This window comes from Peribacillus sp. YIM B13482 (genome assembly GCF_042787975.1).
Lineage (GTDB): Bacteria > Bacillota > Bacilli > Bacillales > DSM-1321 > Peribacillus > Peribacillus simplex_A.
The window spans coordinates 59,815-74,539 of sequence record NZ_JBHZPF010000009.1 but is presented as its reverse complement, the minus strand read 5'-3'; the positions used below and the strand labels follow the sequence as shown (position 1 = coordinate 74,539).

Below are 14,725 nucleotides of genomic sequence, written 5' to 3'. Positions count from 1 at the left end.
TTACACCCTCTTCTTTGTTAATTTAAGTAATACTTTACTCAAGCTTTCTTCCGTCAGAGCCTCTGCATCAGCAAAGTCAGATACCGTAAAAGCAGACTCTGTCGTTGATGGATCTATAAGTAGACGAAGCTGATTCAACACGCCGTCTGCTATCGTTTGAATTGTCAATCTAGAAAACTGTTCTCTACTATACATCCAAATAAAATGTAGCTTCCCGTCTTTTACCATACCGACAACATCAATCGGGTGAGATGGTTTCGATTCTGGAGCATAGTCTAAGCGTGTAAATCCTGTCTCCTGCATAAACAAAGATTCTTGGGAAAACACTTGATCCAATTGTCCCAAATAGTTAAAGCTTATCGATGGTTTTTGCTGCTGATAGAACGGAAGCAATTTTCTGCCCAAGTAACGTAAAATACCATAATCAACGCCATGATTCGGAATTCGACGCAATTGATCTTTCACAGCCTTTAATCCCTCAATAGGTGTCGTTGTTCCTTGAAGATCAAAGTGAACCGGATAAATACTCGTGAACCAACCCACTGTCCGCGATAGATCAACACCTTCGATCATCTCTTCTCTCCCATGTCCTTCCAAGTGAACAGAAAGCTTATGCTGATTTGTACTGTCGGCTATAGCTTGTACTAATGCCGTCAATAGTACCTCGTTGATCCGAGTCTTATAAGTCGCAGGAACTTCATGTAACAACGCGTGGGTCTCTTCAACTCCCAACGTCATCGTCACTTGATCAGTCGATGCTTCTGTCGTTTCCTGTATAGGGTAGTCCATCGGAATCGTCATCACTTGTTTTGCTGCGTGTTCATGCCAATAATCTTGTACTTCTTTTGAAATATCTGACTCACTATATGCCTGTAGTCGTTCCGACCATTCTTTAAAGGATGTACTTTTCGCAGGGAACCGAACCTTCTGACCTTGTTTCATCTGGTTGTATACGGCCTGTAAATCTTCCAATAGAATTCGCCATGATACCCCATCTACTACTAAATGATGAATCGTCCAGAATAATCGATCGTTCCCATTGGAACCATCATCGAAGTACACTACTCTCATCAACGGACCTGTAAGTAAATTGAAACTGGCTTGAGTGATATCCATCTCTTCTTGTATGATTTGATCCCACGCTTGTTGATCAGCATTGTTCCGCTTTACCACACGAAGTACTGACTGTTCATCGATCCCCTCATTTCTCTGCTTCCAGTCTCCATTGGGCAACTGTCCATATCGGAAACGTAAGGCGTCATGATGTTTGAGTAAGTTTAATAGGGCTTCCTCTAGTAACTCCACATCCAATCTCTCTCTTACTCTCAAAAGCATCGACTGATTCCAATGTTGTGGATGCGGATGTTCTTGCTCGAAGAACCAGTATTGGATCGGAGTGAGCGGTACCTCTCCCGTCACAACACCCTGCTCCGCTTGTACTCCCTGATCTTCTTTGACTACTTGTGCCAACTCGGCAATCGTTTGGTGTTCAAACATTTGCTTAGGTGTAAGTTTTAAGCCCAATTGACTCGCTCGTGATATGATCTGAATGCTGAGAATCGAGTCTCCACCAATTTCAAAGAAGTTATCATGGATCCCCACCTTTTTAATTCCTAATACCTGCTTCCAAATGGTAGCCAGTGTTTCTTCGTTACCATTCCGTGGGGCAACACATTCACTTTCGATTTTCCTCTCCTCTGGTACAGGAAAGGCCTCACGATCAACTTTACCGTTAGCAGTTAGTGGAATGGCTTCGATCATCACAAATTCTGAAGGAACCATATAGCTTGGTAGTTCCGCCTTGAGATAATCTCTCCATGCACCTACATTCCCATCACCCACGACATATGCCACTAATCGTTTATCACCTGGCTGATCTTCTCGAACGATTACAACAGCCTCTTTTATGGATGCATGCGCGTGTAAAGCAGATTCAATTTCCCCGAGTTCAATTCGGAAACCACGGATCTTCACCTGGTGATCAATCCGCCCAAGATAATCCAGATTTCCATCCGGCAAGTATCTCGCTAAGTCCCCTGTCCGATATAATCGCGCTCCCGGGTCACTACTGAATGGATGAGGCATGAAACGTTCTGCAGTCAATTCGGGTCTGTTTAAATACCCACGTGCGAGCCCTGCTCCGCCAATATATAGTTCGCCAGCAACGCCAATAGGCACAGGCTGTTGACAAGCGTCTAGCACATACACTTCTAAATCTGGAATCCGCTTTCCGATATTACTTCTTGAAGAATGCTGCACATCATCTTGAGTAATTGGATAATAAGTAACATGAACGGTGGTTTCTGTAATTCCATACATATTGTTTAGCTGTGGCTTCTGCTCTCCATACTTTTGAACCCATGGAAGCAAGCTGGTAGGATCGAGTGCTTCCCCACCAAATATGACATAGCGCAGATTCAAGTTTTTATTCTCATCTTCTTGTTCACACACCTGTATCAATTGTCGAAATGCGGATGGTGTCTGATTAAGAACCGTAACCTCTTCCTTTACTAACAGTTGATAGAAATCCTTGGGCGATCGACTGATCCAGTAAGGAACAACGACCAATCTTCCACCATAGAGCAATGCCCCCCAAACTTCCCATACCGAGAAGTCAAACGCATAAGAATGGAAAAGCGTCCAAGTATCTTTTTCATCAAACTGATACCAGCATTCCGTTGATTTAAATAAACGAATCACATTGTGATGCTCTACCATAACTCCCTTCGGATTCCCTGTTGATCCTGAAGTATAAATCACGTAAGCGAGATGTTGAGGACTAACATCAGAAATCGGTAAAGCAGTACTTTCTTTCTCAATCTCAACTTGATCTCGATCAAGGCAAATCGATTTGATATTCTTTGGTAACCATTTCGATCCTTTTAAACTTTCTTGCGTTACGACCAACTGAATGCTAGCGTCCTCTAAAATATACCGAAGTCGCTGCTCTGGAAATGTTGGATCGAGTGGAACATAAGCTCCACCAGCCTTCAGAATTCCCAAAATACCTACAACCATTTCAGAAGAACGTTCAACACAAAGTCCAACCAACGAATCAGGTCCTACTCCTTTTTTCTGCAGATAGTGAGCTAATTGATTCGCACGATCATTAAGCTCCCTATAGGTAAGCCTCTCCTTTTCATACATAACTGCAATGGCATTGGGATGAATCATCGCTTGCTGCTCAAACAACTCATGAATGGTTGCTTGAGGTGGAAATTCAAGCTTAGGATCATTGAACTCTACTAAACTTTTTCTTTTATCTTCTTCTGAAAGGATTTCGATCTCAGCAACCTTCTGCTTTGGATTTTTAAATGTGTTTTCCATTAATGCTAGCATGGTTTTAAAAAAGCGAATCATCTCTTCTTTGGAAAATAATTCTTCACGATAATCAATATGTACTTGCAAAGAGTCTATATCAGTCAAATTTTCGATATGCACTGCAAAATCTTGCACTTCTTCACGATTTGGAATCCAAAGAGAGTCACCACTTTCACCACGCTCTCTATAATCGATCGTAGTTCCAAAAAGTCGAACATTACTGTTATTCTCTTGATTCATCTGCTTTAATAACAAATCAAATGGATATTTCTGATGTCGTAATGCTTTACGTTGTTTTCTCGACACTCGACCAATAAATGAGAGTGCTTCTTCTTCAGGATCGATATCCATTCTCAGAGGAACTGTACTCACCATCATTCCAATTAATTCCCGCTCCATTTTAGTCTTACGATTGCCATAAGCCATTCCCAAGGCAATATCAAGCGACGAGGTCCATCGATACATCGACAACGAAAGCGCAGCAACAAAAAGAGTATATATACTAAATCCGTAATGATCAGAAAATTCCTCTAACTTCCTCTTCGAATATTCGGATAATTCGAACGTCTCACGTGATGCTCTCGTACTAACTTGGTAAGCATTATAGGGTTTCAATCCCGTTACGGATGGAAGTGTTTTGAATTCCTCTAACCAGAAGCTTTGATCTTTTTGAAAACGACTGCTGTTCAAGTACGTCTGTTCATTGACTAGAAACTCAACATATGAGTTCCTAGGGATGCTCACATCTTTCTCACTATGAAACTCATGATAATATTTAGCAATCTGACTAGTACAATTTTGGATTGATAAACCATCCATGATAATGTGATGAACATTGCCAAAGACGGCACACTCATTATCGCTTATTTTTATTAAAGCAAAATAGTATAATTCAGAATCAAATAACGTAAACGTCTCATGCTCCTTCTGCTCAATCCATTTTTTCAGCAAATCCGAATCTCTCACGGAACTGAAGTCGAAGAAGTCAAATTCTCGTTCTTGATGTTTAACAAAATATTGCTCAGGTTCCTGGTGCATATTTTCTTTCAGCTTGATACACAGGCCATCATTTTCACTGATGACACGATTCACGACTCGATTTAATATCGAATAATTCATTTTTCGATTGATCTTGAACAAGAATTTTAGATTACATATCCCTTTACCTGAATTAATAACTTCTGTATACCATATTCTCCTCTGTGGATGACTTAAAGGATAACACTCCTCATTGGACATAAAAGATCCTCCCTTCAAAGATTATTTACACTTATTTGTTCGTGTTTAACCCAAAAATGTTTATGTAATAAGACCCCAATTACTCCAATGATGATGAGCCCAATACCCACATAAAAATAGAGTTGAGTTACTCCGAAAATGTGGACCAGTGGACCGCTCATAGCAGGAGAAATGATGAGGACTGCATTTGTTAAACTGCTTTGAATCCCAAATACTCTTCCGACCTGTTCTTGATGGGATTCTTTTTGCAGAATGACTTGATTGGATACAAGCATAAGTCCACTTCCAATACCAGCGATAAAACTAATCAGATAGCCAAAAATGAAGGATGTACTGGGACTTATCAGACCAATCCCACCAATGCCAATTCCCATTAAAGCAATACCTCCGCATACTGCCCAACCATATTGAAAATGTTTTAATTTCTGAGTTAAGAATGCGCCAATTATTCCCCCAAGACCAATAATAGAAATGAAGTATCCCATTTTACTCTTATCATTTGGGAACAAACTCTTAAATAAAGTAGGGAACTGTGAGTCTACTAATTGTAATACTGCCATAGCTATTGTAACGAAAATCATGGTTGATAATATCATCCGATTGGATAATACATAACCCCAACCTTGTAACCAAGCAGTCCATGTACTTTGCTGTTGCTTTTCCATATGTTCTCTTGACAGAGATTCCTTTAACCTTATTGTGGGTAACAGAACCAAAACAGCCAGTAAGCAGCATATTGCCCTTATAATTAGGCAAAACTCTGGCTGAAACCAGCCCAGTAACATTCCTCCTATAAGTGGACCCACTATCTTGGTTCCTTGCTCAACTACCCCATTGATACTTACCGCTTTGGTAAGCAGATCAGGGGAAACAATCTGTCGTGTTAGTGTTTGCTGTGCAGGATAATAGAAAACGGTAAAAATGGAACGAATCATTAATGCTAACAAAAGCCAATGAATATTTTGGACAAATAAAAGAACTATTGTTAATAGACCAACCATAAGGTTGCAAAACATCATAATTGGAATTTTTCTAAAGCGATCAGCAATCACACCTGCCCATGAACTAAATAAAATTCCAGGAAGTGCATACGCAACAGGAATCAATCCAATCATGGTGGGGTCTACTTCCCATTCAAAAGCAATAATGGTCATAATGGCTAACATGTCAATAAATACTCCGAGCATAAGCAGTGAATACGCAGAGAAAACTTGTAAATAAATTGTATTTCCCCATAGACTTTTTGAGTCGGTAGGTTTCATGAAAACGAGCTCCTTAAGTTTTTAAAGTAGTTTGAACATCCAATCCGTATCCCTCTTTTCCAAAATTATCTAGATTTTCCATCTAACATAATATCATACAAAATTTCCTCCTACTACAAAAAAGTAGTAAAAATTACAATTATATACTTATATCCCTATTACGCATTTAAAGCGATTTAATGATGAAGTTATACACAAAAGAAAAGATAATCGTCTTTAAATCACAATCTCGGCGACTCACTTCCCTTCACACTTTTCCAGGCCCTAAACGCTATTAATCGTGTAGAATAAAATCCGAATACAATACACACTCATAAAGAAAGAGACTCACTTCAATTGAATTGAGTCTCTTTCTTTATGATCTAGCGTAACTTTGTCCACTTTGCTGCATATGCTTTTCTTTTACTCTTTTTGCTCTCCAAAAGCTAAATAACACGATCATAAACCCAATCGGAGCAAATATAGGTGTCAACATATAAATCCACAAGTTGATACATAAACCACATTTTCTCAGTAAACATAGCCGTTGTAGAAGTCTTTGATTGTATGTACAAATATTCGTGAAAACGGAAAGAATAATAGATTTATTGTTACTTAAGTGATTATTTCCGTTTCATTTGAGGGAATAACCCGAAATTTTGGACTTTCTTGTAACTTATAAGCTCAATTTATCGTTTTGGGTACCTATTTTCTTGGCTTGATGGGCATGGGGTTCCACCAGCAAAACGCAGATTTACAATGCATATGTCATTTCTTTAAAGTACTTTTTGCAATGACTTTTCTATCCTTAACCGGGGTACGGTAAGAATTGGTACTTTTGGAGCCACAGAGGTAAAAATGTCATAGATGTCTTATAAGTCATTTATGAGATCGGCATAAAAGATCCTGTAAATCCATCAGTTAACGATAAAGAAAAAGTGACGTAGAACTTCATTAATAGCTCAAATCACTATTGTCTTTAGTGAATGGCTTAAAAAAGAAATAATTCTCGCCTCACCCCTTATAGATAAATACGATGGTTTATATTGGAAAAAGATAAGAATGGTATTGTATCATGAAAAGAGATTTAGTGATTTATATATTATTGAAAAGGGGAATGAAAGTTGATGAATGTATTAATGATAAACATTCCAGCTGAGGGCCATGTTAATCCGACTCTTGGTTTAGTAAAAGCTTTAATTGATCGTGGAGATTCTGTTCATTACGTAACCACTGAAGAATTTAAAGAGAGAATTGAAGGTTTGGGTGCTAATGTATACCTTCATCCTAATCATTTAAAGGGATTAACACCTCAAAAAGTCACTAGTATCCATGAATTTATGCAAATCCAATTAAAACTTTCCTATGATATTTTGGCTGTAGTTCAAGAATTAGCTGATTCCATCCCATTTGATTATGTGTATCATGATACATTTGGTGCGGGACTGCTGGTCAAAGACTATTTAAACATTCCTTCTATCTCTTCATCATCTTCCTTTGCTATTCCTCAGGAGCAATTCCTGAAAATGCTAGAAAGTAGCAAAGGTCTTCCTCTAAATCCATCGCCGGAAATGGAGAAAGAAAATTCGACTATAACGGAACGGATCCAGGAACGTTTCGGTGTGAAGGTAAAGCACCACTTCCAATTTATGATGAATACTTCTGATTTGAATATTGTCTATACAAGCAGAGAGTTTCAACCAGGTGGAGAATATATGGATGATTCATATGTATTTATCGGTCCTTCCATCACGAAACGGGTGCAAACACATGATTTTCCGTTAGAGGAACTGAAAGACCAGAAAGTACTGTATATTTCAATGGGTACCATATTGCAAGGATTTGAATCTTTCTTTCAAACCTGTGTAGAGGCTTTTAGAGACTTTGAGGGGAAAGTCATATTTTCAGTGGGCATGGCTACTGATTTAGCCAAGCTGCAGCCTTTGCCGGAAAACTTCATTGTACGTAGATATTTACCGCAGCTTGAAGTTTTAAAGCATACGGACGTCTTCATTACCCATGGAGGAATGAATAGTACGAGCGAGGCTCTCTATTATGAAGTGCCCCTTGTCGTCATCCCCCAGACCTCAGATCAGCCTATGATCGCTAATCGATTAGAGGAACTTCAAACCGGGTTTAGAATTGATCCACATGAAGTAAGCATAGAAAAGCTACAAGAATCCGTTCAACAGGTATTGTCCAATCCTGCTTATCGGGAAAATGCTAAGAAGTTGAGCAATAGCTTTAAAAAAGCAGGTGGAGCAAAAGAAGCTCTAACGGCTATAGATGAGTACTTAAAAAAGGTAAGTTCGAGTATCTTCTAAGGCATATAAGGGGTACAGTCAGAAAAATGATCGATTGACATCTGTATCACTCCTAGAAGAGATTATCGAAGTAACAGGTCAATTGAATCATCAAAAGGATCTTCGTTGAAGATCCTTTTTCACTGTGATTTATAAAATGAAATTCTAAATATCTAATTATAATAGGTGAAAAAGACGATCAATAGTTTGGGTACGAAATGATTCGAATTTACACTCCTCCTCAATACATATTATGAATAAAAAGGTAAAATATGGGTTGAGGGTATGTCTAATGTTGTGTTAATCTTAACAATAACTAAGGATGCATAATATGCTTTCATACCTTTAAATAATTTTGTTATAGAAGGGATGGAGATTTAAATGGCTCAAATTGTTGATATTGATAGATACCTTTGTACTGGGGCTTTAATCTATCTATATGAGTGAGGGCCTTTTCCCTAAGCCTTGTCAGGAGGTAAGGAACAGTAAGCAATCACCTATACAATACAATACAATATTAATAGAGGAGAGGAATGCCTTATGAAAATACGTAAGCAAATTACATTTGCAAGTCTGGCCCTTTTACTAGCTGGAAGTTCCCTGCTATACACATCGCCAACCTCAATTGCAAAAGTAGAGCCCACTCAAAATGTATCTAGTTCGTTACAAACAAGCACTCAACGAGATCATAATTCCGTCAAGCAAGCAATGCGGGATACATTGCAACATGGATTCCCGGGGATACTTGCTAAAACTTCCGAGGATGGAAAAACGTGGGGTTATGCCGCTGGGGTAGCGAATCTGAGCACCAAGAAACCAATGAAAACAGATTTTCGCTTTCGCATTGGCAGTGTGACGAAGACGTTCACCGCAACGGTTGTACTTCAATTAGCTGGAGAGAACCGCTTGAATCTAGACGACTCCATCGAAAAATGGTTGCCTGGTGTCATTCAAGGAAACGGATATGATGGTAAACAGATTACTATCCGGCAGATATTGAACCATACAAGTGGTATCGCTGAATACTCAAGGTCAAAAGACGCTGATTTTATGGATACAAAAAAATCGTATACGGCTGAAGAGTTAGTGAAGATGGGGATATCTCTGCCTCCAGACTTTTCCCCAGGAAAGGGATGGTCTTATTCAAACACAGGATACGTATTACTGGGTATTCTTATTGAAAAAGTAACCGGAAACAGCTACGCGGAAGAGATTGAAAATCGGATTATTGAACCGCTTGAATTGTCGGATACATTCCTACCTGGCAATTCAAGCGTTATTCCAGGCACCAAGCATGCCCGTGGATATTCCCAACCAGACGAAGCAAGTGAGATAAAAGACGTTACTTATTATAACCCAAGTGCAGGTAGCTCGGCAGGAGATATGATTTCTACTGCTGACGACTTAAATAAATTCTTCTCTTCCTTGCTCGGTGGCAAATTACTGAAGGAACAGCAACTAAAACAAATGCTTACTACAGTTTCTACAGGAAGAGCAGGAATTGATGGATATGGTCTTGGAATCTTTGAAACTAAGCTTCAAAACGGTGTCTCGATATGGGGACACACAGGTGGCATTCTAGGGTTTTCTACTATTGCTGGAGGTACAATTGGAGGCAAGCATACGTTGGTCGTCAGTTTGAACAGTTTGGGTAGAGATAACAGTCCAAATCCTTTTAAAAATATTTTACTTGCTGAATTTAGCAAGTAGGAAAAAAGGAAAAATAGAAAATTTTTTTCATAGTTTTTATAGTTAAAAATATACCTTTCTGGTTCAAAAGACCCAACTTACATTTAAAAATAAATTTAGGGCTTTTTGGAATCCAGGTGGCAACCCCATGCTATTAAGCTAATAAAACAAAATCCTCCTTAAAAGAAAAAATACGCTATTCTTTCTGTAAAACCATAGGAAAGGATGGCGTTTTTACTCATTATGTTGGCAAATTGAACCTATCTTTAAAACATGGAAATCCATTTTTTCACAATGTAATTCTGTAAAACTAGAAAGATTAGAGTGTCATCTATATGGGCAATTAATTAGCATCCTTCTTTCCTCCACTATGTTTCAAATGCGCCAATTACTCCTCATCAAGAAAAAACGAGAATTGAGTGAATATAAACCTGTTTATATCATTAAAGATTATTTTCCACTTTTTTATCAAGCTTACGTTTTAACTAAATAACGAATATTAATAGACTGACAACCTCTAAAAATCATAAACATAGATTTCACTTCCTTTTATTTATTATCTTCATATCAAGCATCACTATACTAATACCTTTACTTTTTTTCTTCGTGTTGTTTTTTCGCCCGCGGCAAGGTACTTACACTGATCTCTGTCATTTATTCAACTTGTCTATAAGATTTCGTTTTTAATAAATCAAGAGAATGTACAATCTGCTTTTTATATTTCTTTGGTCGCCCTTCTTTAAAATCCGGATTTAATTTCGGAATCGCTTTTCCTTCTTGGGTGTTCTACAACCATATCTCTTTCAAATTCGGCAAATGAACTCATGATATAAAACATCAATTTTTTCCTATTGGTGTATTTTCCACTACTATCATATTGAGTATATGAACCTTAACCCCTTTTTAGAGACCACATCTAATTGTTTGAATAGCATTTTTACCGAACGTGCAAAGCGATCAAATTTTGTACCCGTAAACTTTTCGGAGTAAATTACCTCGCAACCTTTTTTTAACATTTGAATTCCAGATTCCAAATCTTGGTTTAAGGTACTCACTCTGGCATATCCATATTACGCACAGTATTCTTGCTGGCATTAATCAACCGCTGTTTGGCCTGATCGATCACATTATGAATTTTTATGTCATTCGCAAAATAGATCACCTGATCGTAGGATTAAAGCTGACGGTCCCGTCGTCCACCGGAAAGCATATCATCAACATCTTAAACTTTAATCATAGCGCTTACGATCTTTCTTATTCAATTCCAGTACAACCCAAGTGGTAGTAACGTTCCCATCAGTTCCTTTAAAAAGAAAACAGCATCTGGTATTCGGTCTCGATTATCATTGTAGGCCTTCAATTTACTTTGATTATCTCCTTCTTCTAACATAGAAAAGCGAATTTCCCTCTCTGTTCTATATGTAAAGTCAATGGCCTGCTTTTCCGATTGTAGTTCCATGTATCCAGTCGGTAATAAGAAGATCATGCTGCATGGTGTAGATCGTTGCCTTATTTGGAACGGTCACATTGACATTCGTTCATTTCCTTGCCTCAAGCGTTCCAAGATAAACCCCTACTTTATGTGCAATGCGTTCATGCTTGACAAATTTTTGGCCGTCACCATACCATTCCTCAAAATGAACGATAAATACTCTAAATCTTCTCTTTCAACGAAGTGTACTTTAACATTACCAAAAATATCATCCTCTTCTAGAAAATATAGTCAAGCTGTACTAAAATTGAACAAAAAACTAATAATTAGAGTTGGATCATGAATTATTCATGCACCTCTCACAGATTTGTACTTGCGTGTCTTCGCATACGAAGCATTTTAAAAAATATGTTGACATGAACCTTGTCTCTGCCTTAAATTATAGCTAATACAAAAAAAGTTTCCTTAACGAAACTTTTTGAGAGGTGGTCAAGTGATGTCTGAAGAAAACAAGGTTTCCCGCAGAGATATATTAAAGATGGGGACTGCAGGAGCGTTTGGAGTAGCTGGAACGTATTACTTTAATAAAATGGCACAATTTCCAACTGTAGCTAAGGCAGCAAATGATTCGTCTCACAAATCTAGCCACCATTCCAATCATGCAAACATGATTGATAAAACAAAAACGACAGGTTATAAAATGGCAGAACGGCTCCTTTCTGAGTTTGATTATGGAAAAGTTACCCAGCTGCCAAATGGGCAAACACTCCGGGAATACGAAGTCGTGGCTATTGATAAAGAAATTGAAATTGCCAAAGGAATTAAATTTCCAGGCTGGACTTATAACGGGACTATTCCAGGACCAACTTTTCGTTGTACGGAAGGCGACCTTTTGCGGTTTCACTTTATTAATAAGGGCAGCCATCCCCACTCTATTCATTTTCACGGAATCCATCCTCCAGAGATGGACGGTTTAACTTCCGTTTATCCTGGACAAAAATTTACATACGAATTTGAAGCGAAACCATACGGATTACAAATTTACCATTGCCATGTACTCCCCCTAGCCCGCCATATCCATAAAGGTCTATACGGTAATTTTATTATTGATCCAAAGAAGCCAAGAGAGCCGGCATTCGAGTTAAACATGGTTATGAATGGATTTGATTTGGATTTAGATGGCGAAAACGAATTTTACACAGTGAATGGCTATGCCTTCGCATTTATGAATCACCCTATTAAAATTAAAAAAGACCAACTCGTTCGGATCTATCTAAGTAATTTAACAGAATTCGACTTATTAAATTCGTTTCACTTGCATGCGAATTATTTTACGTACTATCCAACCGGGAGAAACGATAACCCCTCCCAGTTTACAGATACCATCATGCAATGTCAGGGAGAGCGTGGAATAATTGAGGTTCGTTTTCCTTACGCGGGAACATATATGTTTCATGCCCATGTTAGTGAATTTGCTGAGTTAGGCTGGATGGGATTTTTTGAGGTCGAGTAAAGAAGGGGAGATATTAATATGAAGGGGAAAGGAATAATTACTGGTTTAATACCGTTAATAATACTAATAGGTGTGCTAGGATTTGTGCTAAAGAATGGAGCAGGTGTAGAAAAAGATCCTGCAGCACCAATAGAAGTGTTGAACATTGAACGCATCAAGGTAACTAATACAGGTTTCGAATTATCTGTTAGTAATACGGGACCCACACCATTAACGATTTCCCAAGTTATGGTCAATGATTCGGTGTGGAATTACAGTGTCTCCCCTCAAGCTACACTTGAACGATTTGAGGAAGGAAAGGTAAACATCGCTTACCCATGGGTGGAAGGTGATCCACATACCATTAAATTAATCACAGAAAATGGAATTATCACGGAAGGTGCACTTGCAGCCACCACGCTTACTCCAGAAACCAACCGAAGCAACTTTTTGAACTACGGCTTAATAGGCTTTTATGTTGGAATAGTGCCGATTACATTGGGTCTGTTGTGGTATCCATTTATGAAACGTTTCTCACGAAAGTGGATTAATTCGATTCTTGCCCTTACCGTTGGGCTGCTTTTATTTTTATTTGTTGGGACGCTAGCTGATGGATTTGAGATTGGTGCAGAAGCTCCTTCTGTCTTTCAGGGCAATATGATTGTCATTATTGGAGCTTCCTTAACCTTCTTATTATTAATCGGCTTTGATCAGTATCAACAAAGAAAGCAAGAAAAGAAAGGGTATTCACCTTTTGGTATGGCTTTGTTGATGGCTACCGGAATAGGACTTCATAACTTTGGGGAAGGCTTGGCAATTGGTTCTTCTTTTTCTCTTGGTGAAGCCGCTTTAGGAACCTTTTTAATTATCGGATTTACCCTTCACAACATTACGGAAGGTATTGGAATCGCTGCTCCTTTATTAAAGACCACACCTAGATTGAAAGACTTTCTAATACTGGGAGGTATCGCAGGTGCACCCGCCATTTTAGGTACTTGGGTTGGGGCGTTCATCTTCTCGCCAATTTGGGGAGCTTTGTTCCTGGGTATTGGTGCAGGGGCAATTCTTCAAGTAATTTATGTAATAACGAAAATGCTCATTGACGATCATAGAACACATAGAGAACCATCTGTCTCATGGTTAAACCTTTCTGGATTCACGATTGGACTGTTAATCATGTACTTTACTGCATTTTTCGTTAAATTTTAAGGGAGAACTAAATAAATGAACTTTGGAGTATTGGACCTGAAAAGCTTCCTACTGTCGGGAATAGATTGTTCTTTAAGTGAACAATCAATTAAAGGATTAGTAGATGTCAAGGAAGAAGACATTGCAGGAGACTTCTATCCTCTTGTTCATGTTTTTTAGGTGATTTCTTGAAATAAGGTAACATGTACGACCATCATTTAAAGAGTGTTCTCTAAAGGTTCAAAAACATGGGGGCGTCATAATTTGCCTACACAACCATTCCCCCCCTAATGAAGAGGCGTAATTCATTGCAGTCCAGCACCCGAGTGGCGGATGGCACGTCACCCTGGCGAAACGATGCCTTTGTGTTACCCTGTAAAGAATTCCAATTTCAGGAGGCTGATTATTAATGTTTTCAAATATCGGAATTCCAGGTTTAATATTAGTACTTGTCATTGCCTTGATTGTTTTTGGACCAAAAAAGCTGCCGGAAATCGGCCGGGCTTTTGGACGTACTTTAACTGAATTCAAAAGTGCGACCAATGGATTAGTATCTGATGAAAAAGATAAAGAGGAAGAGAATAATCCTGAGTTAACGACTGGTGAAAAGAAACTGGATAAATCGTCAGTTTCATAAGGTTCTAGGGTAGACGGGGCAACTCGTCTATTTATTTTATTTTTAAAAAACGAGACATCCGCCAAGGAATACAGCGATATACATCTGGATTTATAAAGTATATTAGAGCTATAATAAAGCCTGTTTTTTTCGGATATCCCCTACTCCCTCCGCCTACTATTGTTTTTTACCAGCTTGATTCCT

9 protein-coding genes and 2 pseudogenes are annotated in these 14,725 nt (G+C 38.5%); 7 read left to right on the top strand and 4 right to left on the bottom strand.

The window, feature by feature from the left end:
• Complete coding sequence (locus ACFX4L_RS07250; RefSeq protein WP_377404466.1) at positions 1 to 4,560, bottom strand: amino acid adenylation domain-containing protein; 4,560 nt, start codon at positions 4,558 to 4,560, stop codon at positions 1 to 3.
• Between the two features lie 14 nt (positions 4,561 to 4,574).
• Positions 4,575 to 5,822, bottom strand: a complete 1,248-nt coding sequence (locus ACFX4L_RS07245; RefSeq protein WP_377385563.1) for an MFS transporter — start codon at positions 5,820 to 5,822, stop codon at positions 4,575 to 4,577.
• Between the two features lie 1,106 nt (positions 5,823 to 6,928).
• Here ACFX4L_RS07245 and ACFX4L_RS07240 point away from each other — a divergent pair.
• The 3 genes and pseudogenes from ACFX4L_RS07240 to ACFX4L_RS07230 all read left to right on the top strand — a co-directional run.
• A complete protein-coding gene (locus ACFX4L_RS07240; RefSeq protein WP_377404481.1) occupies positions 6,929 to 8,125 on the top strand; it encodes a macrolide family glycosyltransferase in 1,197 nt (398 codons plus the stop codon).
• 519 nt (positions 8,126 to 8,644) lie between these two features.
• Positions 8,645 to 9,814 carry a serine hydrolase domain-containing protein gene (locus ACFX4L_RS07235; protein ID WP_377404463.1) on the top strand — a complete coding sequence of 390 codons (1,170 nt, stop codon included), beginning with the start codon at positions 8,645 to 8,647 and terminating at the stop codon, positions 9,812 to 9,814.
• A 211-nt stretch (positions 9,815 to 10,025) separates the two neighbouring features.
• Positions 10,026 to 10,268 (top strand): annotated as a pseudogene (locus tag ACFX4L_RS07230) (IS4 family transposase); the annotation flags it as partial.
• 179 nt (positions 10,269 to 10,447) lie between these two features.
• Here ACFX4L_RS07230 and ACFX4L_RS07225 read toward each other — a convergent pair.
• Positions 10,448 to 10,809 (bottom strand): annotated as a pseudogene (locus ACFX4L_RS07225) (recombinase family protein).
• A 242-nt stretch (positions 10,810 to 11,051) separates the two neighbouring features.
• Entirely contained in the window at positions 11,052 to 11,252 is a 201-nt protein-coding gene (locus tag ACFX4L_RS07220; protein ID WP_377385134.1) for a hypothetical protein, read from the bottom strand.
• A gap of 469 nt (positions 11,253 to 11,721) precedes the next feature.
• Here ACFX4L_RS07220 and ACFX4L_RS07215 point away from each other — a divergent pair, with 469 nt between their 5' ends.
• From ACFX4L_RS07215 to ACFX4L_RS07200, 4 genes are all read left to right on the top strand, one after another.
• Positions 11,722 to 12,738, top strand: coding sequence for a multicopper oxidase domain-containing protein (locus ACFX4L_RS07215; protein ID WP_377385136.1), 1,017 nt, complete (start codon positions 11,722 to 11,724; stop codon positions 12,736 to 12,738).
• An 18-nt stretch (positions 12,739 to 12,756) separates the two neighbouring features.
• A complete protein-coding gene (locus tag ACFX4L_RS07210) occupies positions 12,757 to 13,926 on the top strand; it encodes a ZIP family metal transporter (RefSeq protein WP_377404460.1) in 1,170 nt (389 codons plus the stop codon).
• A gap of 15 nt (positions 13,927 to 13,941) precedes the next feature.
• Positions 13,942 to 14,085, top strand: coding sequence for a hypothetical protein (locus ACFX4L_RS07205; protein WP_377404457.1), 144 nt, complete (start codon positions 13,942 to 13,944; stop codon positions 14,083 to 14,085).
• Between the two features lie 229 nt (positions 14,086 to 14,314).
• On the top strand, positions 14,315 to 14,542 hold the full coding sequence (locus ACFX4L_RS07200; protein WP_089364502.1) for a twin-arginine translocase TatA/TatE family subunit: 228 nt from the start codon (positions 14,315 to 14,317) through the stop codon (positions 14,540 to 14,542).
• Positions 14,543 to 14,725 lie beyond the last annotated feature (183 nt).